21 protein-coding genes are annotated in these 22349 nt (G+C 48.0%); 13 read left to right on the forward strand and 8 right to left on the reverse strand.

Annotation, left to right across the window (positions count from 1 at the left end; translation table 11 throughout):
• Nucleotides 1-11: 11 nt before the first annotated feature.
• Entirely contained in the window at nucleotides 12-2315 is a 2304-nt protein-coding gene (locus ACFQNF_RS13855) for a penicillin-binding protein 1A (protein ID WP_380188533.1), read from the reverse strand.
• A 228-nt stretch (nucleotides 2316-2543) separates the two neighbouring features.
• On the opposite strand from ACFQNF_RS13855, the gene ACFQNF_RS13860 reads away from it, so the two are divergent.
• The 7 genes from ACFQNF_RS13860 to aroB all read left to right on the forward strand — a co-directional run bounded on the left by ACFQNF_RS13860 (nucleotide 2544) and on the right by aroB (nucleotide 9430).
• Nucleotides 2544-3617, forward strand: a complete 1074-nt coding sequence (locus ACFQNF_RS13860; protein ID WP_046351752.1) for a pilus assembly protein PilM — start codon at nucleotides 2544-2546, stop codon at nucleotides 3615-3617.
• Nucleotides 3614-4210 carry a PilN domain-containing protein gene (locus tag ACFQNF_RS13865; protein WP_380188534.1) on the forward strand — a complete coding sequence of 199 codons (597 nt, stop codon included), beginning with the start codon at nucleotides 3614-3616 and terminating at the stop codon, nucleotides 4208-4210. Before ACFQNF_RS13860 ends, ACFQNF_RS13865 begins: the two co-directional genes overlap by 4 nt.
• 1 nt (nucleotide 4211) lies before the next feature.
• A complete protein-coding gene (locus ACFQNF_RS13870) occupies nucleotides 4212-4844 on the forward strand; it encodes a type IV pilus inner membrane component PilO (protein WP_380188535.1) in 633 nt (210 codons plus the stop codon).
• Complete coding sequence (locus ACFQNF_RS13875) at nucleotides 4841-5386, forward strand: pilus assembly protein PilP (RefSeq protein ID WP_380188536.1); 546 nt, start codon at nucleotides 4841-4843, stop codon at nucleotides 5384-5386. The genes ACFQNF_RS13870 and ACFQNF_RS13875 overlap by 4 nt, the downstream gene beginning before the upstream one ends.
• Nucleotides 5383-7491: a type IV pilus secretin PilQ gene (gene pilQ / locus ACFQNF_RS13880; protein ID WP_380188537.1), complete on the forward strand. Its 2109-nt coding sequence runs from the start codon at nucleotides 5383-5385 to the stop codon at nucleotides 7489-7491. Before ACFQNF_RS13875 ends, pilQ begins: the two co-directional genes overlap by 4 nt.
• 238 nt (nucleotides 7492-7729) lie before the next feature.
• Nucleotides 7730-8254, forward strand: coding sequence for a shikimate kinase (locus tag ACFQNF_RS13885; RefSeq protein ID WP_082752855.1), 525 nt, complete (start codon nucleotides 7730-7732; stop codon nucleotides 8252-8254).
• A gap of 90 nt (nucleotides 8255-8344) precedes the next feature.
• The gene (gene aroB, locus ACFQNF_RS13890; protein ID WP_380188538.1) at nucleotides 8345-9430 is read left to right on the forward strand and encodes a 3-dehydroquinate synthase; all 1086 of its coding nucleotides are present in this window, start codon (nucleotides 8345-8347) and stop codon (nucleotides 9428-9430) included.
• 38 nt (nucleotides 9431-9468) lie between these two features.
• Here aroB and ACFQNF_RS13895 read toward each other — a convergent pair whose 3' ends face one another.
• Complete coding sequence (locus tag ACFQNF_RS13895) at nucleotides 9469-10689, reverse strand: YihY family inner membrane protein (protein WP_380188539.1); 1221 nt, start codon at nucleotides 10687-10689, stop codon at nucleotides 9469-9471.
• Between the two features lie 63 nt (nucleotides 10690-10752).
• Between ACFQNF_RS13895 and wrbA the strand changes: the two genes are divergently transcribed.
• On the forward strand, nucleotides 10753-11349 hold the full coding sequence (wrbA, locus tag ACFQNF_RS13900; RefSeq protein WP_380188540.1) for an NAD(P)H:quinone oxidoreductase: 597 nt from the start codon (nucleotides 10753-10755) through the stop codon (nucleotides 11347-11349).
• A complete protein-coding gene (locus tag ACFQNF_RS13905) occupies nucleotides 11346-11717 on the forward strand; it encodes a DUF2069 domain-containing protein (protein ID WP_380188541.1) in 372 nt (123 codons plus the stop codon). Before wrbA ends, ACFQNF_RS13905 begins: the two co-directional genes overlap by 4 nt.
• A gap of 205 nt (nucleotides 11718-11922) precedes the next feature.
• Here the strand turns inward: ACFQNF_RS13905 and ACFQNF_RS13910 are convergent, their stop codons facing one another.
• Together ACFQNF_RS13910 and pssA are read right to left on the reverse strand one after the other, a co-directional pair.
• Nucleotides 11923-13707 (reverse strand): 2-isopropylmalate synthase, encoded by a 1785-nt coding sequence (locus ACFQNF_RS13910; RefSeq protein ID WP_380188542.1) that lies wholly within the window; start codon nucleotides 13705-13707, stop codon nucleotides 11923-11925.
• A gap of 391 nt (nucleotides 13708-14098) precedes the next feature.
• Nucleotides 14099-14875 (reverse strand): CDP-diacylglycerol--serine O-phosphatidyltransferase, encoded by a 777-nt coding sequence (gene pssA, locus ACFQNF_RS13915; protein ID WP_380188543.1) that lies wholly within the window; start codon nucleotides 14873-14875, stop codon nucleotides 14099-14101.
• 110 nt (nucleotides 14876-14985) lie between these two features.
• Between pssA and asd the strand changes: the two genes are divergently transcribed.
• The 3 genes from asd to ACFQNF_RS13930 all read left to right on the forward strand — a co-directional run bounded on the left by asd (nucleotide 14986) and on the right by ACFQNF_RS13930 (nucleotide 17179).
• Nucleotides 14986-15825, forward strand: a complete 840-nt coding sequence (asd, locus tag ACFQNF_RS13920) for an archaetidylserine decarboxylase (RefSeq protein ID WP_380188544.1) — start codon at nucleotides 14986-14988, stop codon at nucleotides 15823-15825.
• 192 nt (nucleotides 15826-16017) lie between these two features.
• Nucleotides 16018-16647, forward strand: a complete 630-nt coding sequence (locus ACFQNF_RS13925) for a hypothetical protein (protein ID WP_380188545.1) — start codon at nucleotides 16018-16020, stop codon at nucleotides 16645-16647.
• A 94-nt stretch (nucleotides 16648-16741) separates the two neighbouring features.
• Nucleotides 16742-17179, forward strand: coding sequence for a hypothetical protein (locus ACFQNF_RS13930; protein ID WP_380188546.1), 438 nt, complete (start codon nucleotides 16742-16744; stop codon nucleotides 17177-17179).
• A 195-nt stretch (nucleotides 17180-17374) separates the two neighbouring features.
• Here ACFQNF_RS13930 and ACFQNF_RS13935 read toward each other — a convergent pair whose 3' ends face one another.
• The 4 genes from ACFQNF_RS13935 to ilvB are packed head-to-tail and all read right to left on the reverse strand — an operon-like array spanning nucleotide 17375 to nucleotide 21335.
• Nucleotides 17375-17932: a GNAT family N-acetyltransferase gene (locus ACFQNF_RS13935; RefSeq protein WP_380188547.1), complete on the reverse strand. Its 558-nt coding sequence runs from the start codon at nucleotides 17930-17932 to the stop codon at nucleotides 17375-17377.
• A 56-nt stretch (nucleotides 17933-17988) separates the two neighbouring features.
• On the reverse strand, nucleotides 17989-19005 hold the full coding sequence (gene ilvC / locus ACFQNF_RS13940) for a ketol-acid reductoisomerase (RefSeq protein WP_046351916.1): 1017 nt from the start codon (nucleotides 19003-19005) through the stop codon (nucleotides 17989-17991).
• Between the two features lie 59 nt (nucleotides 19006-19064).
• The gene (gene ilvN / locus ACFQNF_RS13945; protein ID WP_046351917.1) at nucleotides 19065-19556 is read right to left on the reverse strand and encodes an acetolactate synthase small subunit; all 492 of its coding nucleotides are present in this window, start codon (nucleotides 19554-19556) and stop codon (nucleotides 19065-19067) included.
• A 12-nt stretch (nucleotides 19557-19568) separates the two neighbouring features.
• Entirely contained in the window at nucleotides 19569-21335 is a 1767-nt protein-coding gene (ilvB, locus tag ACFQNF_RS13950) for a biosynthetic-type acetolactate synthase large subunit (RefSeq protein WP_380188548.1), read from the reverse strand.
• Nucleotides 21336-21820: 485 nt separating this feature from the next.
• On the opposite strand from ilvB, the gene ACFQNF_RS13955 reads away from it, so the two are divergent.
• Entirely contained in the window at nucleotides 21821-22345 is a 525-nt protein-coding gene (locus ACFQNF_RS13955) for an RDD family protein (protein WP_380188549.1), read from the forward strand.
• Nucleotides 22346-22349 lie beyond the last annotated feature (4 nt).

Below are 22349 nucleotides of genomic sequence, written 5' to 3' on the forward strand. Positions count from 1 at the left end.
CGTAGATCTCCCTAAAAGAGTAGTTCCTTGATCTCATCCAGAGGCTGAGCACTTCCTACTCCGCCTCCCAAGCCTAATTCTGGATTGGTTTGCAAAAATTCGCTGAAGAAATATTCGGTATATGGGCCACGCTCTGTTTGTGTGGTCTGCGGGGTGATGCCTTCTGGTACCGGATAAGCCACATTATCCACGCCTTTAAGCGCTTTACTCATGTAGTTAATCCAGATGGGCAGGGCAGCCACACCACCGTATTCTCTTGCGCCTAAGGAGCGGGGCTGATCAAAGCCCACCCAGGAGATCGCCACAAGACCAGGTTGATAGCCGGCAAACCAAGCGTCATTGGCATCGTTGGTTGTACCGGTTTTACCCGCTAAATCAGTTCTGCCTAAGACATTGGTTTTGGCCCCCGTGCCTTGGGTTGCCACATCGTGCAGCAGGCTATTCATCACAAAGGCGTTTCTGGCATCCAGTGTGCGCTGTGCATTTTCACCGGCAACTTCAGGCTGTGTTTTCGCCAGAACCCGGCCACGGCTGTCTTCGATACGATCTACAAAGTAAGAACGAACCCGATAGCCGGTATTGGCAAATACCGCATAGGCCTCGGCCATTTGCAGTGGTGTAACGCTGCCTGCACCCAAGGCCATGGTCAGATAAGCCGGGTGTTGCTTAGGGTTAAAACCAAAGCGGCTGATATGGGATTGCGCGTAATCCACACCAATGGCTTGCAGTACCCGAATAGTGACCAAGTTTCTGGAGCGCGTTAGAGCATTGCGCACACTCATCATGCCTTCAAACTTACCATCACTATTTTTGGGCTCCCAACTTTGCCCGCCGACTTGCGCCGGATCAATGACGAGCGGTGCATCGTTGATCTGGGTAGCAGGGGTAACACCGCGCTCTAAAGCCGCTGAATAAATAAACGGTTTAAAGCTGGATCCGGGTTGACGCCAAGCCTGTGTAACGTGGTTAAAGCTGCTGCGATTAAAGTCAAAACCACCCGCCAGCGCCTTAATTGCGCCGTTTTGTGGATCTAACGCAACAAATGCACCTTCTACCTGAGGTAGTTGGGTCAGATTCCAGCCTTTTTCTGTTTGCTTAATTCTAACGATTGCGCCGGGACGGATTCGTGTGGCAGGGGCTATTTTTTCTGAAAGCATTGCCTTGGCAAAGCGTAAGCCTTCGCTATTAATTTCGATCTGTTCACCGCCTTTTTTGTAGACCGTGACAGATTGAGTGCTGGCTTTTAAAACAATTGCAGGTTGTAAATCACCCGAATCTTTCTGCTCGCTCAGTGCTTCGTCAAGGAGTTCTTCCTTGCCTGGCAAGATCACTTCAGGGGCGACAAAGCCTTCGGGGCCGCGGTAGCCATGGCGAATATCATAATCTACCAAGCCTTGGCGCAGCGATTGATATGCGCTTTCCTGACTGTCGCTGCGAAGGGTAGTGTAAACTTTGAACCCCTCTGTGTAAGTGGCCTCTTTATACTTTTCCACCATCATTTGCCTGACCATTTCAGCCAGATATTCGGCATGGACAGCGTACTCTTGTTGGGTGCGTTTAAGCACGAGCGGGGCAGTTTTTGCTGTTTCGTAATCGCTATCGTTAATAAACTTTAGCTCGTGCATACGTCGTAAAACGTATTGTTGTCTGAGTTGGGCTCGTTTAGGATTGACGACAGGGTTGTAAGCTGAGGGTGCTTTAGGTAAGCCAGCCAGCATTGCCATCTCTGCGGGGCTGAGTTGTTTTAGCTCTTTGCCGTAGTAGGTTTGTGCCGCGGAAGCAAAACCATAAGCACGTTGACCTAAGTAAATTTGATTAAAGTACAGCTCAAGAATTTGATCTTTAGATAAATTATGTTCGATTTTGAACGAAAGTAATGCCTCGTTAAATTTACGAGTAAACGTTTTTTCGTTAGACAGATAAAAGTTACGGGCAACTTGCATGGTGATTGTGCTGGCGCCGGATTTTGATTGTCCTGATGTGACATTGCTGATCATGGCCCTTAAAACGCCAAGGTAATCAATGCCGCCGTGTTCATAAAAACGTTCGTCTTCGGCAGCCAAAATGGCTTGTTTCATCAGCAAAGGAACTTGTTCTATTGAAGTAAACGCACGGCGTTCTTCTCCGAACTCACCAATCAGAACATTGTCGCTGGTGTAAATACGAAGCGGAATTTTAGGCCGATAGTCAGTGAGTGCTTCTAAGGATGGTAGGCGTGGATAAGTGATTATCAACGCAAATGCACCAAGACCTGCAGCAAGAATCATCAGGCTAATTAGAATGCCGAAAAAAATAAGTAGGAGGCGTTTGCTCATCGCTAAGGGAGGAAAATTGGAAGTGCTGCTAATTTACGCGAATATCAGTAGTTTTGTTTGGCATTTGTTTCCCCTCGCCAAATATTTAAAAAGCACTAATGTTAGTAATGCACTTGTATAACAATAGGAGCCGCTGTTCTTTCTTTACATGGATAAGTCGCGCTGCTACGATCTAAAGTAGATTCGTAACAGTTGTCTTTAAGTATTTTATTTAAAAAGGAAAATGAGTTGAATCTCGATTTCCTCAAGCCCAAAGCACCTGCGCTGATTGGGGTTGATATTAGCTCTTCGTCCGTAAAAATGGTCGAGCTGAGCCTATCAGGAACCACCTACAGCCTTGATCGCTATGTGATTGAGCTCTTGCCAAAAGATGCCGTAACCGACGGTAATATCGCCAATATGGATGTGGTGGTGGAGGCTGTGCGACGAGCATGGCGGCAAATGGGCTCCAAAATCAAGAATGTATCGATTGCTCTGCCTGCGGCAGCCGTGATTACCAAGAAGATTTTGGTGCCATCCGGTCTGACCGAGCGCGAGCTTGAGATGCAGGTTGAAACCGAAGCTAATCAGTACATTCCCTTTTCGCTTGATGAAGTGAATCTCGATTTTCAGGTGCTAGGTGTATCTCCTATCGCGCCTGATGAAGAAGAAGTACTGATTGCAGCGGCCAAAAAAGAGAAGGTTGATGAGCGGGTTGCTGCAATCGAAGCGGCCGGTTTACGTGCTGTAGTACTCGATGTGGAGTCCTATGCCACGCAAGCTGCGTTTGAGCTGATGCAGCCACAATTGCCCAATAATGGTGAGAACCAGATTGTGGCCGTGGTGGACATTGGCGCAACAGCCATGCATATGAACATCTTTAAAGATGGGCAATCAATTTATAGTCGCGATCAGGCGTATGCGGGCAATCAGCTTACGCAGGAAATTCAGCGCAAATTCAATATGTCGAGCGATGAAGCAGAGCAGGCTAAAAAGCACGGTGGCCTCCCGGAAAACTATGAGCCGGAAGTCTTGCAGCCTTTTATTGATACGCTGGCTTTAGAAATCTCGCGCTCTTTGCAGTTTTTCTATACCTCTAGTAACTACAATGCCGTCGACCATATTTTGCTTGCTGGTGGTTGTAGCGCTATTTATGGCTTGGATGATGCTGTTTCCAGCCGTACCAATGTGAGTAGTGCAATGCGCGCTAATCCATTTCAAGGTATGGCTACTGGCAAAGTACGTGGCAAGCAGGTACAGCTTGATGCGCCTTCTCTTTTAATTGCCTGCGGATTGGCGATGCGGAGGTTTGACCCTTCATGATTCGGATTAACCTGCTCCCCCACCGCGAGCAAAAACGTGCTGCGCGCCAGAGTCGCTACTTTGTTTTACTGGGTATGACATGCTTGGCTGCCATCGCCGTGATTGTTATGGGCTATCTTTTCTATAGTGCGCGTATCGAAATACAAAATGAGCGCAATCAATTTTTAACTGATGAAAATATCAAATTAGATCGCGAGATTTCTGAAATTGAGAAATTAAAAGCAGAAAAACAATCTTTATTAGATCGTAAAAAAATTGTTGAACGCTTGCAGTCAGGCCGCTCAGAAACCGTACTTGCCATGGATCAGCTGGTGCGGCAAACCCCAGAAGGGGTTTATTTGAAAGAGGCCAAAGCGCTGAATGATCAGCTTACCTTAATTGGTTATGCACAATCTAATGCACGCGTTTCTACTTTGATGCGTAATTTGAACGATTCAGAAATCTTTGAGCAGCCAGTACTCATTGAGGTAAAGGCGGCTCAGGTGGGTAATCAAAAACTATCAGAATTTATGCTGAACGTTAAAGTGACTCGAGCTTCAGAAGACACGGCCAATGCATCAGGGCCTGCAAAACGTAAACAGCAGGGTGGCTAAAATGACACTCGACGAACTTCGTAATTTAGATCCTAAAGATGTGGGCAATTGGCCCATGCCTGCCCAGATTGGCTTAATTGTCTTGGTGTTTTTCCTGCTGACGTTTGGTGGCTACTTTTATGTTTGGGGCAGCCAGATGGAAGAGCTTGATGCCGGGCGCGCTAAAGAAGAGCAGCTAAAGCAAGATTTTATTGAGAAGAAAAGCAAGGCCGTTAATTTAGAGGCCTATCGCCAGCAATTGCAAGAAATCCAACAGTCTTTTGGTGCTTTGCTGCGGCAACTACCGAATAAATCTGAAATGGAATCCTTGCTTACCGAGATTAATCAGGCAGGTGTTGGCCGGGGCTTGTTTTTTGAGCTATTTAAGCCCGGTACAGAAGTTAAAACATCTGAATTTGCTGAGCTACCGATTGATATTCGCATCTCTGGCAGCTATCACGATTTAGCTGCATTTGTGAGCGATGTGGCTCAACTCTCCCGTATTGTTACTTTGAGTAATCTTCAGCTAGCCACAACTAAAGACCCTGACGTACTTTCTATGCAGGCGGTTGCTAAAACGTATCGCTCGCTTGATGAGGCTGAATTACAAGCTATGCATCAAGCTGCTCTTGACGCTAAGAAGAAACAGAAATGAAAATCCGGCCTGGCTCAATCAAGCTAACTCTGCTTATTAGTATTGCTACATTCTCCTTAACCGCTTGTTTTGGTGAGGAAAATAGCGATTTAAAAAATTGGATGAAAGAAAGTAGCGAAGGCTTGCGCGGTAAAGTTGAAGCATTGCCCGAAGCTAAGCCCTATGTTTCTTTTGAATATAAAGCCTTTGATTTAAGCGACCCATTTCGCGCCGCTAAAATGGAATTAGCTAAAAAAGGTTCGGGAGGCGGGCTTGCCCCGAATACCAACCGTGCTAAAGAAATTTTGGAAAATTATGATTTAGAAAAGCTGCGTATGGTGGGAACGCTTACTCAGGGCAAAACGATGAATGGCTTGATCCATGCACCTGATGGCAATTTATATCGGGTGAAGATTGGTAGTTATATGGGACAAAACTTTGGCATGGTGACTGCGGTGAAGGATACCGAAGTTCAATTAAAAGAAATTGTTGAGGATAGCGGGGGCGATTGGGTAGAGCGCACTACCAGTTTATCCCTTGATGAAGCGGAGCAAAAAAAATGAAAATACTCAATGTCATCATGCCAGCCATCTTGTGTTTGGCTAGTTTTGCCTCATCTGCGGCCAGTAGTATTACGGCGGTGGATATTAGTAATATCTCGGCAGATAAACAGATAATTCGTCTGAGTTTTGCAGGCCCGGCTCCGGTTCCTACCAGCTTTTCTGTTAATACGCCGCCACGCGTTGCTTTTGATTTTGCTGATACAACGAATCAGGCAGGTAAAAGCTCGGTGCAGGTCAATGGCGCTGCACTCAGGCTGATTAGTCTGGCTGAAGGCTCAGGCCGCACTCGCGTTGTTTTGAATATGCAAAAGCAAGCGGCTTATCAAACCAGAACAGAAGGTAATGATTTTTATATTACCGTGGATGGCACCAGCAGTGCGGTGACGGCTCAAGCGCGCAATACGCATTTTGGCGAAAATAAAGCACCGGAAGCCAGCAGCAAAAACAAGCGCGATAGCATTGAAAACATTGACTTTCGCCGAGGTAAGGATGGCGAAGGCAAGGTGGTGATTGATCTTTCAAGCCCTAATGTAGGAATTGATATTCGCCAGCAGGGCAAAATGCTCTTGGTTGATTTTAATAAAGCGGCTCTGCCTAAAAAGCTAGAGCGCCGGATGGATGTCAGCGATTTTGGTACGCCAATTCAAAAGGTTGATTCATATACCCAAGGCGAAACAACCAAAATGATTATCGAGCCCAAAGGCAACTGGGAATACTCGGCTTATCAAACTGAAAATCGCTTTATTATTGAAGTACGTGAAGTCAATGATGAGCGTAATAAGCTAGCGGGAATTAAGCCTGCATTTAAAGGTGAGAAGCTCTCTCTGAATTTTCAGAACGTTGAAATTCGCACTGTTTTACAAGTGATTGCTGAATTTACCGGCCTGAATATCATTACTAGCGATACAGTGACCGGCAATTTAACCTTGCGGCTGAAAGACGTGCCTTGGGATCAGGCGCTGGATATGATTTTGCAAGCGAAGGGCTTGGATCAGCGCAAAAATGGTAGCGTGCTTTGGGTGGCCCCGCGTGAAGAGTTGGCCAGCAAGGAAAAGCAAGAGTTGGAATCCAGAAAGCAAATCGATGAGCTAGAGCCTACGCGTACTGAAGCGTTTCAATTACGCTATCAAAAGGCTGAAGACTTAAAGAAAATGCTGACTGATGATAAGCAGCAGATGCTATCTAAACGCGGCAGCATTGTGATTGATGCCCGAACCAATACTCTGTTTGTACAGGATATCTCCAGCAAATTAGAGCAAATTCGTGCTGTGATCGGCAAGATCGATGTGGCTGTTCGACAAGTACAAATTGAAGCGCGTATTGTTGAAGCCAATGATGGTTTTAGCCGTGAGCTGGGTATGAAGCTGGGTTGGGGCTCTAGAGGTCATTTAGGCAATACGGATTTAGGCTTGGGCAATAATTTGGATAATGCAGGTAAAGGCATTGGTGTTATTCCAAGCACTACGGCAGGAACAACCGCAACAACGCCCGTGAATAATATTCTAACGATGGGCAATAATGTGAACTTGCCAGCGATTGGCTCGGGCGTGGGTGCGCCAGGCACGTTTGCTTTGATTGCGGCTAATGCTAATTGGTTGCTGGGTTTAGAAATCAGTGCTTTGGCTGCGGACAATAAAGGTAAGATTATCTCTAGCCCGCGTCTAGTTACTGCTGACCAAGTAGAAGCTTCTATTGAAAGCGGGGAAGAGATTCCTTATCAAGAAAGCTCACAAAATGGTGCAACAACCATTTCCTTTAAGAAGGCGACACTGTCATTAAAGGTAACACCGCAGATTACGCCTGATGGCAATGTCATCATGAAGCTGAATGTGACTAAAGATAGCCGCGGTACGGTCACTCTGGGTATTCCATCGATCAACACTAAGCAGATTAATACAACTGTTTTGGTTGAAAATGGCGGCACGGTGGTGATTGGTGGTATTTATACTCAAGAAGCGGGCTCGGATATTACTAAAGTACCTTTGCTTGGCGATATTCCTTATCTGGGGCATTTGTTTAAAAACACCTTAGAAAAAGATATCCGTCGTGAGCTGTTGATTTTTATTTCACCTAAAGTCATTCAATCTGACTTGTCACTACGCTAATTTAGATAATTTATAGTCAGAAAAGCGGGGCGCAAATCGCGCCCCGCTCTGCTTTCCGCTACAATGTGGGCGGCCTTACTTTGTTTAAGGCTGTTCTGCTACGGGAAAGCCGGATTTGGCCAAATTTCACGTTGATCATTTGATAGATAACTACTTAGTCGCCTCAAAAAAACATGAAATCTGTTTCAGACTGGACTTCCCCTTGTAACGAATGCTTAAGCCCGACAGGCCGCTAGCCATGAAACTGCCAGGCAATTTTTTTCTGGTCGGCATGATGGGTGCCGGCAAAACCACCGTGGGACGAGCGCTTGCTAAAGTCAGCGGTAAGGTTTTCTATGATACGGATCACGAGATCGAATCACGCACTGGCGCGAAGATTCCTATCATCTTTGAGGTAGAAGGTGAGGCAGGGTTTCGTCGCCGTGAAGTGGCTATGATTAAAGAGCTTTCCGCGCAAAAGAATATTGTGCTGGCAACAGGTGGTGGGGCAGTGTTAAATCCTGCTAATCGCGCGATATTACGACGTGAAGGCTTTGTGATTTATCTGCGCGCCAGCGTGGATGAGCTGTATTTACGTACCTGCCATGATAAAAATCGCCCGCTATTGCAAACCGAAAATCCTAAGCAGCGATTGCAGGAATTCTACGAGATTCGCGATCCTCTTTATTGCGAAGTGGCCGATTTGGTCATCGATACTAGTCGGCAGACAGTCCATTCGCTGTTGCAACTATTAATGAAAGAGCTAGAGTTGCACGCGGATTGATAACGACTTGTACAAGATAAATTTAATGATGCCCGCGCAGGCATAGAAACGCGTGGGCATGCTTGCCCACCCGACAAAAGCTGGAGCGCCATGCAAACCGTTAAACTAGACCTTGCCCACGCCCCTTACGATATCCATATTGCCCGTGATTTATTGACCCAGGTTGAGCTGATTAAGCCTTTATTGCTTCAGCTACGGGTGGTGATTGTCAGTAATACAACGGTCGCTCCGCTCTATTTGAAATCGCTGCAAGAGGCTTTAGAAGCAGCAGATATTCAATGCCACAGCATTATCTTGCCTGATGGCGAAGTATATAAAACCTCCGAAACACTCAACCAAATCTTTGATGCACTGCTTACCGAGCGCTGTGAGCGTAAAACCACGCTGATTGCCTTGGGTGGCGGTGTGATTGGCGATATGACCGGTTTTGCCGCTGCGGTATATCAGCGTGGCGTGCCCTTTATTCAGATCCCGACGACTTTACTGGCGCAAGTTGATTCATCGGTCGGTGGTAAAACGGGGATTAATCATCCCCTAGGCAAAAACATGATCGGTGCGTTTTATCAGCCTAAATTAGTTTTGGCTGATCTGGCAACGCTAGATACCCTGCCCTTGCGTGAGTTATCTGCAGGCATGGCAGAGGTGATTAAATATGGTTTGATTGATGATCTGGCTTTCTTTGAATGGCTGGAAGCGAATATCGAGCGTCTGATGGCGCGTGAAACCGAAGTGCTTGCCTATGCTATTGAGCGCTGCTGCCAAAACAAAGCACGCATTGTGGCCGGGGATGAAAAAGAGCAGGGCCAGCGTGCACTATTAAATCTAGGCCACACTTTTGGCCATGCGATTGAATCAGGCCTTGGCTACGGTGCTTGGCTGCATGGTGAGGCGGTTGCTGCGGGAATGATGCTGGCGGCTTATGCATCGCGCGAGCTGGATCAGATCAGCGATGACGATATTGCCCGGATTGAATCTCTGCTTCAAAAAGCAGGCCTGCCGGTTAAAGCGCCCGTGTTAGGCAATGATCGCTATTTAGATTTAATGGCACAAGATAAAAAAGTAGACGCGGGCAAAATAAAATTTGTGCTGATGCGCTGCCTTGGCGAGTCTTATATGGGCGAGCTGAGTAGAGAAACGATTATTGCAGCTTTGGACGCAGGCTGTAGTCCTGTGTGATTTGAGGGCGGGATTTACCCGCCCTCAATTATTTTTAATCAAGACAATATTGTTTCTGCTTTTTTCTCCGCATATTCCGCCAGCGTCATTTCTAATACACCTTTTAGCTCTTCATGGATGGTACTTAAGCCTGCTTCCAACCTGGCGGAGAGGGGCGTGACCATGGTTTCAAATACATCACGCAATGTGATGCGTTGCAGGCCTACTGCTAATATCCATTCGCCGTCGCGAGTTGATTCCACCCAGTTTTTTAGCGCCATTTCTTCGAGTAAAGAGTAGCTGGCGTCTAAACCTAGCTGTGTTTTACGCCGAAGTTTATCGATATGCAGTATTTCGCCCCGGCTATGCGCTTCGGCTAGAACCAGTAGCAGGCGAATGGCTTGTTCAAGGCGGGTGCCTTGATTCCCTTCCCAGCGCCACGCCGAGGCATGCCAGTAGGAAAGGCAGGCAGAAAGCACCGCTCCGCCTAAAATAATCACCCAGCTTACATATAGCCACATCAAAAAGATGGGGAAGCTGGCGAATGCGCCGTAAATCAGCTTGAACGTACCAAATTGCTGGATATACAGGCCAAATCCACGTTTCATCAGCTCTAAAGCGGCAGCCACAACAAGAGCAGAGATCAGGGCATGGCTGCGCGGTACATAGCAATTGGGGACGGCCAGATAAAGCAGGGTGAGCGAGCCCAGCATCAAGAGCATGGGGCCAAGCTTGAGCAGCATCAGGTTGAGCAGGCTGGCATCGCTATGCAAGCCCGTTTGGGCGTAGAGCCAAGAGGTGAGCGAAATACTGATGCCGATAATCAAGGGCCCCAAGGTGAGTGCTGCCCAATAAATAATCGTTCTTTGCAGGAGTTTTCTGGGGCGTTTGATTCCCCATACTTCGTTAAATGTTTTTTCAATCGTAAAAATCAGCAGTAGCGCCGTCACCAAGAGGCCAATCATCCCCATCGCGGTAAGGCGCTCCGCATTGTCTGAAAATTGCCGCATATATACGCTAATGACTTTGCCCGATGCATCTGGCACTAAATTAGTCAGCAAGAAAATCTTAAATTTGCTGCTGTAGTCGCCAAACATGGGGAAAGCAGAAAATAGCGAGAGCGCAATCGTCAATAGGGGGATCAGTGCCAGCAGCGTGGTGTACGTCAGGCTGCCAGCCGTTTGCAAGCAGCGATCTGCCAGTAGCCTGCGGCCCACAAAACGGCAAAAGCCAAACAGACGTTGCAAAACACCGAGGTTAAATAGAGATCTAAGAGTCACGGTTGTGCGATTAAATGAAGGATGAGCTTTATAATACCGCAGCCCCACTATTTTGGAATTGTCATGCCAGAGATCCTTGTTCTTTATTACAGCACACATGGTGCTACACGCCAGATGGCGCAGCTGATTGCCCGCGGTATTGAATCGGAGGGCGCGACAGCCCGCTTACGCACCGTGCCGCGTATTTCCACGGTTTGCGAGGCGATCGAAGCCAGTGTGCCAGATGCTGGAGCGCCTTATGCGGAGCTTGTGGACTTGCAAGAATGTATTGCCGTGGCGCTGGGCAGCCCTACTCGTTTTGGTAATATGGCCGCGCCCATGAAGTATTTTTGGGATGGCACGGTAGGTGATTGGTTGAAAGGCTCTTTAATCGGCAAGCCAGCTTGTGTGTTTACCAGTACCGGCTCAATGCACGGCGGCAATGAATCTACCTTGCTGACCATGATGTTGCCGCTGCTTCACCACGGCATGTTGATTGTGGGTACGCCGTATTCTGAAACCATGCTGAGCAGTACCAGCAGTGGCGGTACGCCCTATGGCCCTAGTCATGTGGCGGGGAGCGAATCTAATCAACCTTTGTCTGCAGAAGAAAAACAGCTGTGCATTGCTCAAGGTAAACGGCTGGCAAATATTGCATTAAGACTGGCGGCAGCAGAATGAAAAATCAGCGTTTAATTACGTTTTCGCATTGGCTATCTGTAGCTAGTCTTGTGGCGCTGATTGCGCTGTGTATCTCTTGGGAGCTATGGCTTGCACCAGCGAAAGAGGGCGGCTCTTGGCTGGCTTTAAAGGCGGTGCTTTTATTGCCAATGTGGATGGGGGTTTTAAAAGGCCGTCGCTATACTTATCAATGGGGATCGATGTATATCCTGATCTGGTTTGTAGAAGGCGTGATGCGGGCTTGGGGAGATCAGGGCTTGTCGCAAATCTTGGCGGGAGTAGAAGTCGCTCTAGCTACTTTGTGTTTTGCTGGCTTTGTTGCCTTTGCGTGGCTAACGCGCCCTTCATTGGGCAATGCCACGGCATAAATACACAAAGGCCAAAAACCAGAGGCTTAACTTTAGCTCTGGTTTCTGGCCTTTTGTTTTGAGTGTCTGCCCATCACAAGACTCGTGGCCCTGCTGTAGCAGATTAGGGATGGCTTGAGTGAAGCGTCCCTGACGGCTGGGCTGATTGGCCTGCCGTATCTCGGTTTTGTATTGAATTCTTTTTAAGTCAGCGTTTTGCGCAGTATTAAACGGGGCCTTGTGCGTTAATACGCGTTTCTTTGTTGTGCAGCTTATTCAGCGCCGAGATATACGCTTTGGCGCTGGCGGCGATAATGTCGGTGTCTGCACCTTGTCCGTTGACGATGCGTCCCAGTTTTTCTAAACGCACGGTCACTTCACCTTGGCTATCCGTACCTTGGGTAATCGCATTCACCGAATAAAGCTGTAACTCTGCACCGCTATTGGCCATGATTTCGATGGCTTTGAATACCGCATCCACAGGGCCGGAGCCGCTCGATTCTGCGCTTTTTTCTGTGCCGTCTTCGCTCATTACTATATGTGCGGATGGCATTTCACCTGTTTCTGAAACCACTTTTAAGGAAGTGAGTTTAAAGTGCTCTTGCTCAATGACGACCATTTCGTCAGAAACCAGCGCATGTAAGTCTTCATCAAAAATTTCGCGCTTACGATCGGCCAATTCTTTAAAGCGGGCAAAGGCGGCATTGAGTGCTTCTTCGCTGGATAAATCGATGCCCAATTCGTGCAGTTTGGTTTTGAACGCATTGCGGCCAGACAATTTGCCCAAAGTCAGGCGATTGGTGCTCCAGCCTACCGATTCCGCACTCATGATTTCATAGGTTTCGCGGTTTTTAAGCATGCCATCTTGGTGGATGCCGGATTCGTGAGCAAAGGCATTCGCGCCCACAATCGCTTTATTGGGCTGCACTGGGTAGCCGGTAATGGTGGAAACCAGCTTAGAGGTCGGCACAATTTGCACCGGATCAATGCCGGTTTCTAAATTAAACAAATCTTTACGTGTGCGCACCGCCATCACTACTTCTTCTAAGCTGGCGTTACCCGCTCGCTCGCCAAGGCCGTTGATGGTGCATTCAACTTGGCGCGCACCGGCTTGCACTGCTGCCAAAGAGTTCGCCACCGCCATGCCCAAATCGTTATGGCAGTGAGTCGACCAAATCACCTTATTGGAATTCGGTACGCGGGCAATCAATTCACGCATTCGCTCCGCCCATACTGATGGAATGCTGTAGCCCACGGTATCTGGCACATTGATGGTTTTTGCACCGGCCTGAATCACCGCGTCAAAAATACGGATTAAGAAATCCATGTCCGAGCGCACGGCGTCTTCGGCTGAGAACTCCACATCATCAGTGTATTCCAGAGCAATTTTGACGGCCTTTACTGCGGCATCGACCACCTGATCGGGTGTCATGCGCAATTTGTGCTCCATATGAATGGGGCTGGTCGCAATAAAAGTATGGATCCGTCCATGTTTGGCGGGCTTGATGGCTTCACCTGCGGCACGCACATCTTTTTCATTTGCGCGTGCCAAAGAACAGACGGTGGAGTGCTCGATAATGCTGGCAATGGCCTTGATGGCGTCTGCATCGCCGGGGCTGGCTGCGGCAAAGCCTGCTTCGATAATGTCTACGCCGAGTTTTTCTAGCTGGCGGGCAATGCGGATTTTCTCTTCTTTAGTCATCGAAGCGCCGGGGGACTGCTCGCCGTCGCGCAAGGTGGTGTCGAAAATATACAAACGATCGCTCATGCCAGTTCTCTCAGATGTGGGTGCTGTAGCTGAAAAGTAATACTGAATATTGAAGCTTTTGCCTTGATGAGCCGCCAGTTGCGCCAGCTTATTGGTGGCACTGAGCGGAATACTGCCGCGTTCACGCCATTTGTAGATGGCAGCGCGTGAGATGACCTCATCCGGAAACAGATTATTGAGCGCCTCACTTAATACGCTTGGTCCACCAAAATCAGCGATTAGACGTTCAATGTCTAATTCCACGGCTATCTCCTCAAGGTTTATGTACTTAAGGTTAGCCATGGTGCGACAATGTGTCAAATAATTTGTGGGTGTTATTTGTTTTTAGCGAAAAATATGTGGTTTATTGTTGAAAATTAGACTTAATGTCTAATTGTTGAGTGCGGCGGTGTAGGGTGGGCAAGTTTTAATGCCCACGCGGGCAGCACGAAGAGTGTGAGTTGCTATTAAGTAGGGCGTTAATAAAGCCAAGCGTTTTTTGCTTGGCTTTATTACGCCGCATGGTGGCAGGGGAACGCGCGGCGCAATGCGTCTGGATAAAGTCTCAGACTTATTGCTCTCTACGGTTTGTGGCATAAGATCTTAGCTTGATGCCTATAGGCGTGGGCATCGGCTTTCATCTAAGCGTTGATCGTTATGCCTCAGGAAGAGTATCTGTTGAATCTGCAGGCTTTAGTGGCTTAATCCAGCGATAAAGCCAATACACATAACCCGAGATGCCGTAGCCAATAAACACGCAAAACAGCATGAGTGGTGGCTTAGCAACGATCACCAATAAAATCAGTGTGGTAATGAGCAGGGCAAAGAAGGGCACAGTTTTGCGCATATGCAGCTCTTTAAAGCTCCAGAAGCGCACATTAGAAACCATGGATAGCCCTGCGAACAGGGTGAAGACCAAAGCCAGATAGGGCAGTGCGCCGCTGATGGGGGTCAGCTCTTCTGCATATTCATGGCTAATCCACACCAAGCCCGCCACCATGGCCGCAGCAGCAGGCGATGGCAGGCCTTGAAACCAGCGCTTATCAACCACTTCAATATTGGCATTAAAGCGCGCCAGCCTCATTGCTGCGCCTGCACAATAGATAAATGCGGTGATCCAACCTAGCTTGCCAAAATCGCGCAACATCCATTCATAGGCGACCAGTGCCGGTGCCACACCAAAGCTCACCATATCGGACAGCGAATCAAACTGCGCACCAAATTCAGATTGCGTATGGGTTAGGCGGGCAACTCGTCCATCCAAGCCATCGAGCACCATAGCAATAAAAATAGCGACTGCGGCCTGATCAAAATTCTTATTCATCGCCTGCACAATGGCGTAAAAGCCAGCAAATAGCGCGGCAAGGGTGAATAGATTGGGCAGCAAATAGATGCCCTGACGGCGGAAGTTGATCGGGCGTTTAGCTTGCATAAATCCAGCCTTGAGACATATTGAGTTTGAATTGTAGCTGACACAGTAGCGGGTCGATAGTTCATGCGCCGTGTATAATCTGCGCTTTGATTTATGCTGGGGATACGCCTGTGTCAGAGCGCCTGTTCGTTCTATTGCAACACGTCCTACCTAAACTTGCACTCACGGCTTTGGCTGGGGCAGGTGCAAATTTAAAAGCGGGGGGTCTTAGCCAGTGGGTAATTCGTTGGTTTATTGGCAAATATAAAGTCAATATGAGCGAAGCCGCAGATGCCGATCCTGCCGCATTTGCCACCTTTAATGAATTCTTTACCCGTGCTTTAAAGCCCGGTGCACGCCCTATTCACGCCGCGCGTTTTGTCTGCCCGGTAGATGGCAAAATAAGCCAGCTTGGGCCGATTAAACTAGAGCAAATTTTCCAAGCCAAGGGTAAGGAATTTAGTGCAACGGCGCTGCTTGGTGGCGATAGTGCGTTGGCTAAGCCCTTTATCAATGGCAGCTTTGCCAATATCTACCTTAGCCCGCGTGATTACCACCGCATCCACATGCCTTGTGATGGCCGACTGACGCAAATGATTTACGTGCCGGGTGAGTTGTTCTCGGTAAACCCAGTGACCGCCCGTGGCGTAGATGGCTTATTCGCCCGCAATGAGCGCGTGGTCTGCATGTTTGAATCTGACTTTGGCCCCTTCGCCTTGGTACTGGTAGGGGCGACCATCGTCGGCAGCATGGCGACGGTTTGGCATGGCATTGTTAATCCGCCAAGAAGCAAGACCGTCAGAAAATGGGATTATGCTGGCCAGGATATCCAGCTGAAAAAAGGCGAAGAAATGGGCCGCTTCCTGCTTGGCTCCACCGTAGTGATGCTGTTCCCTGAAGGCACTTGCCAGCTCAATGCCGATTGGGCTGCAGAAAAAGCGGTGCAGATGGGGGAGAAGATGGGAGATTGATGCTTGCACTAGAAATAACAAACCCGCCTCGATGGCGGGTTTGTCTTGTATTAGGTGACCACCACGGATGGTGGTCAGAACTAACCTAGTGTCATTACCAGTATGGTGGCTGGAAGAGGACTTAGCCTAGGGCTGCATGCGTAGTATATCATTGAGATAGCTAATTATTCAAACATCACAAGATGATAAGCGATGAACTGGAGTGAATTAGAGCGTCATTTCTCAGCGGCAAGATTGGGCCGATATTACCGATTTTTTGGTCAAGATGCTGATAAAGCCGCTGAAGCTTATGCCCATAATTTACTTTTAGCCGAGGCGATGATACCTATGCTGAATGTGCTTGAGATTGCGCTAAGAAATGGCATCAATACCCGATTAAGCAAGCACTATGGTCGTATTGATTGGTGGGAAGCTTGGCTTGGAGCTGCGGAGTTTAATTGGCAGAATAAAGAAATTGCGAATACAAAGGCTAAATTAGCTAGAAAGAAGGACGTGCTTTCTGCCGATAAAATCGTCGCTGAATTAACGTTTGGTTTTTGGACCTCATTATTTAATACGACATTTCAAGCTATCCTCTGGAAAGATTTGCGTTTGGTGTTTCCTTGTTGCCCAAAGTCGATCCGTCAGCGTCACACTATTTCGTCCGCACTTAACCAAGCTCGAGATCTTAGGAATCGTGTATTTCATCATGAGCCACTTTTGTGGCTTGCCCCTGCACTCATTGAGCAGTACACCGCGAGTGAAGAGATTATTAGCTGGCTTGACCCTCAGCTCAGCGCTTGGGGCTGGCTAAACACGACCGAATGCGCATGGTGTGGTTAAGTGGTCCGCTTTATGGGTGAAACATGTGGGGAATTGTTGAATTAATATGTCCGTAAATTTTAAGTTATTGATTTATTTTAACTAGGGTTTTGTCATGAGTACTGATTGCTTAGAAAAGCCAAAAAAAGTTTTGAAACTGGAATGGCTGTGGTTTTTATTATTTGCTCCTCCGTTGGGTGGGGTTGTTTTTCTATTTATAATGAATGTTCATAAAATATTTGATGGGACCGGTTTTGGAGGATCATCTCTGCCACGGGAGGAGGCTACTTCTATAGCTTATGTCTATTTGGGCATATTGATGATGTTTTATTTTCTGGGGGGATTACCAGCTCTTCTTACGGGCATACTGGCAACCCGTTTACGCAAAGTTAAGGTAATTATCTATGTGCTTGCCCTTGGTTTTGCTGGAAGTATATTTGCTGTGGTTTGTGGCTTCTGGATTACAGACTTTCAGGGGGTGAAATTGACTATGATGACTGGTGCCATTACATCAGTTGTGATTTCGATATTTTTACGCTGGTATACCCGTTAATTTATGGGTATTTTTTTAGTTTAAGTATCTTGCGAATAATATAAAGTGTATTCCTCTGCTTTATTTATTCTGGCTTTAATTTGAAAAATAATTACTATTTCTATATTTTTTAGTAAGCCGCTTGGACTGGAGTAGAGTCTTATCAGTCCAGCGATATCATCGTTATGGAGTACTTTGTTGATAAAAATGCCTAAGTTATCGCACTGTTTGATTTATTTTCTGCCACTCCCCCCTTAAAATCCCTCTGCAAACCTTATCTTCTGGCTTGCCCCATTTAATCGCGTGTTGCCGTAATACACCTTCCTGCGTAAATCCTAGTTTTTCCATAACACGTCCGGATGCCGGGTTTCTGGCGAGGTGTTCGGCGTGGATGCGTGTGAGTTTTAGCTCGGTAAAGCCAAATTCTAGGATTGCGTGACCCGCCTCGCTGGCATAGCCCTTGCCCCAGAAGGGTCTGCCTATCCAGTAGCCTAGCTCGGCTCGGTGCTCGGGCAGGATGGCAAATAGGCTGATGGCACCTAGCAAGGCTCTATCTTCTTTGCGGCGTATGGCGAGGGCTAGCGTTTGTTGTACCAGCCACAGGCTGGCGGAGGATGCGATCCAGCTTTCGGCGGCGCCATCGGGGTAGGGGTGAGGAATGGTGGCGGTGGTATCGGCAATGGTAAAGTCACCAGCGAGCTTTTGCACTGCTGGCGCGTCGTCAAAGCTAAAGGGGCTGAGGGTGAGGCGAGGGGTTTCAAGTGTGGGCATCATTGTTCCAAAAAAAAGCCAGCTCGAAAGCTGGCTTTTGCGTCTTAAATCAAGGCCAATTAGTTCTTGGTTTGGTCAACAATCTTGTTCGCTTGAATCCAAGGCATCATGGCGCGCAGTTTGTTACCGACTACTTCAATGCCGTGCGCTGCGTTATTGCGGCGGTAAGCGGTCATGGATGGGTAGTTGGTTGCACCTTCAACGATGAATTTCTTCGCGTATTCGCCGTTTTGAATGTCTTTCAGTGCTTGGCGCATGGCTTTGCGGGATTCTTCGTTGATGACCTTAGGGCCAGTCACGTATTCGCCGTATTCTGCGTTGTTCGAGATCGAGTAGTTCATATTGGCGATACCGCCTTCGAACATCAGATCAACGATCAATTTCAGCTCGTGCAAGCACTCGAAGTAAGCCATTTCTGGCTCGTAGCCAGCTTCAACCAGTGTTTCAAAACCCATTTTAACCAGCTCAACCGCACCGCCACACAATACCGCTTGCTCACCAAATAAATCGGTTTCGGTTTCGTCTTTGAATGTGGTTTCGATAATCCCTGTGCGACCGCCACCCACGCCTGAAGCGTAAGACATCGCGATATCGCGGGCTTTGCCCGATGCGTCTTGGTAAATAGCGATCAAATCAGGTACGCCGCCGCCACGAACGAATTCGGAACGTACAGTATGGCCCGGTGCTTTTGGCGCGATCATGATCACGTCAAGGTCTTTGCGTGGCACAACTTGGTTGTAATGAATCGCAAAACCGTGAGCAAAAGCCAATGTTGCACCTTGCTTGATGTTCGGCTCGATTTCGTCTTTGTATAATTTTGACTGGAATTCATCGGGGGTCAGAATCATCACTACATCGGCAGAGGCAACAGCAGTCGCTACGTCAGTTACTTTTAAGCCATGTGCTTCAGCTTTAGCAACAGTTGCCGAGCCTTTACGTAGGCCAACCACGATATCAACGCCAGATTCTTGCAAGTTGCAAGCGTGGGCATGGCCTTGCGAGCCGTAACCGATGATGGCTACTTTTTTGGATTTGATGATGGAAAGATCACAGTCTTTATCGTAAAAAACTTTCATGGCTGAATTCCTGTCTAGGTGTTTGATTTTGATCTGAGAATGGCAACGGCCACACTCAATTAAACTTTTAAAATACGCTCGCCGCGACCGATGCCAGAGGCGCCGGTGCGTACGGTTTCCAGAATGGCGGCTGGATCAAGTGCCTTGATAAAGGCATCCAGCTTTTCGCCTGTTCCGGTTAGCTCTACGGTATAGGCTTTTTCTGTGACGTCGATAATGCGGCCACGGAAAATATCCGCCATCCGCTTCATCTCGTCTCTTTCCTTGCCGGTTGCCCGTACTTTAATCAACATCAGTTCACGCTCGATGTGATCAGCCTCGTTCAGGTCGATCACTTTCACCACTTCGACCAGCTTGTTGAGCTGTTTGGTGATTTGTTCGATGACGTCTTCAGAGCCATGGGTGACGATGGTCATCCGGCTCATCGTTGTGTCTTCAGTGGTTTGCACTGTTAACGAGTCGATGTTGTAGCCACGCGCTGAAAACAAGCCAGTCACACGGGATAGTGCACCTGCTTCGTTTTCGATCAGTACTGAAAGAATATGTCGCATTTTTATCTCCTCTCAGCACAGATTGCCGTAATCACGGTTATTTTCAAAGGGCACCAATTGCATATCACGCATATGCGGTGGTAAATCCATCTGGCTCAGGCCTTTCCCGTTTTGAATCATAGGGAAAACGTTGACTTCACGGTCAGTAATAAAGTCCATAAACACGAGGCGATCTTTTAGCTTGTCGCTAAATGCTTCGCGTAGTGCAGGCTCTACATCCGAAGGTTTTTCGATTTTCATACCAACGTGGCCATAGGCTTCGGCTAGTTTTACAAAGTCAGGCAGCGCATCCATATAGGACTCGGAATAGCGATTGCCGTAAAAGAACTGCTGCCACTGACGAACCATGCCTAGATAGCGGTTGTTCAGATTAATAATCTTGGTCGGAATATGGTATTGCTTACAGGTTGAAAGCTCTTGGATATTCATCTGGATCGAGCCTTCGCCGGTAATACAAGCGACGATCGCATCTGGGTTCGCCAGTTGAGCGCCCATCGCTGCAGGCAGGCCAAAGCCCATAGTGCCCAGCCCACCCGAGTTAATCCACTGACGTGGGCGTTTAAATGGGTAGTATTGTGCGGCAAACATCTGGTGCTGGCCCACGTCGGAAGTAATGATGGCGTCGCCACCGGTGACTTCCCACAGCTTTTGCACCACAAATTGCGGCTTGATGACGAGATCAGATTGCTCGTACCAAAGGCTTTGCGGCTTGCGCCATTCTTCGATCTGCTTCCACCAAGCGGCCAGAGCATCGGCCTGTGGCTTGATACCAGTTTCTTTCAAGATGGCGATCAGGTCGATCAATACATGTTTTACATCGCCAACGATAGGCACATCGACTTTTACGCGCTTGGCAATCGACGATGGGTCGATATCGATATGCACAATCTTTTTAGTTTGCGAAAGGAAGTGCTCTGGCGAGGAAATAACGCGGTCGTCAAAGCGTGCGCCAATCGCAATGATGACATCGCTGTACTGCATGGCCATATTGGCTTCATATGTGCCGTGCATGCCTAGCATGCCAACAAAGTGCGGGTCTGTACCATCTAGCGCACCTAGGCCCATCAGGGTGTTCGTGCATGGCAGATTGAGCAATTTAGCAAGCTCTGTCACCTCGGCACTGGCGTTGCTTAAGATGGCTCCACCGCCCACATACAGAAACGGGCGCTTGGCTTCACCAAGTAACTGCGCCGCTTTTTTAATCTGGCCAGGATGCCCTTTGGTAGGTGGGGAGTAGCTGCGAATCGCTACCGATGCTGGGTAGTTAAACTCAGTTTTATTCGCTGCAATATCCTTAGGCACATCGATCACTACGGGGCCAGGGCGGCCTGTGGTGGCGAGGTGAAAGGCTTTTTTAATGGTGGGTGCTAGATCACGAATGTCTTTTACCAAGAAGTTGTGTTTTACGATTGGGCGTGAGCAGCCAACCATATCTACTTCTTGGAAAGCATCTAGGCCAATCGCATCAGTTGCAACTTGGCCGGAAAACACCACCATAGGAATCGAATCCATATAGGCGGTGGCAATCCCGGTAATCGCATTGGTGGCACCTGGGCCGGATGTAACCAGCGCTACGCCCACCTTTTTACTAGAGCGGGAGTAAGCATCGGCAGCATGTACGGCGGCTTGTTCATGGCGAACCAGCACATGCTTAAAATAATCTTGTTTGAAGATTGCATCGTAAATAGATAAAACTGCGCCGCCAGGGTAGCCGAAAATAAATTCAACCCCTTCTTCTTGCAAGCAGCGCGTAATGATCTCTGCGCCCGAAATTTCCATGGGTATTCCCTAGGTCAGAACGATAGATAAATGGATGGAGCCGGTATAAGGCCATCCATTTGCAAATGATTTACCGGATCTTCCGCCGCTATAAACAGGTTTGTGACCCGTTTTGACGACCAGTGTGTGTCCGCTGGCGGTGATCTTTCGGCGCAGGCTGACTATGTAGAGTGCCGCCTGCATTGTTGGCTGGATATTGCCCTAGAAAGTTACCGCACTGCGGTATAAATGGCAAGTTCTTCTGGTTATTAACTTATTGACTTTGTTAGTATCGCAATCTTGCTTTTATTAAGTGTGAAAATAGATTCTAGTTCTATCAACTCATTTTATGAGTGTGCCTAAGCAATATATTTATAGTATGAAATCTTATGGATTGTTTGGCGTAAGTTAAATGTTTCGTATGTTTTAAAAAAACACATCTATTCAAATATGAGCGTTGGTTTATCTTGGCTCATAAAAATAACCATGCACCACAAGGATTTTTCGTGAAGATTACAAAGGGGCCGGCCGGCTGGTGGCGACGCATGTTCGCTTTTTTATACGAGCTTTTGCTTTTGATTGCCGTGGTTTTGCTGGCGGGAGGTTTGTCTCAAGGTGTGTTTCAACTGCTAACAGGCTTGCCTGTGACTGCACTGCCTGATCATCTTTTGGCAAGTGCGCTCCATTTTACTTGGGTGATGTCGGTGGCTTTTGTGTATTTCGCGTGGTGCTGGCGCGGCGGGCAAACGCTGGCAATGCGTACTTGGCATATTTGTGTGGTGAAAAACGATGGCAGCCCGCTAGGCTGGCGTGAAGTAGGCATTCGTTTTGCCGTCGTTGTGCTTTGTACCCTGCCTTGCGCCCCCTTTTGGATCTTTGCTCGCCACCATGCCGATTTACGCATCGTGGCTTGGCTGTTAACAGGCTTATTCTTTGTGCCTTTTTTATGGGCCTTGCTGGATAAAGAACGCCGGTTTTTGCATGACAGGCTGGCGGGAACGCAGCTATTGATTGCAGCGTCTAAGATTTAACCGT

This window comes from Iodobacter arcticus (assembly GCF_042664895.1).
In the GTDB taxonomy this organism is placed as follows: Bacteria; Pseudomonadota; Gammaproteobacteria; order Burkholderiales; family Chitinibacteraceae; genus Iodobacter; species Iodobacter arcticus.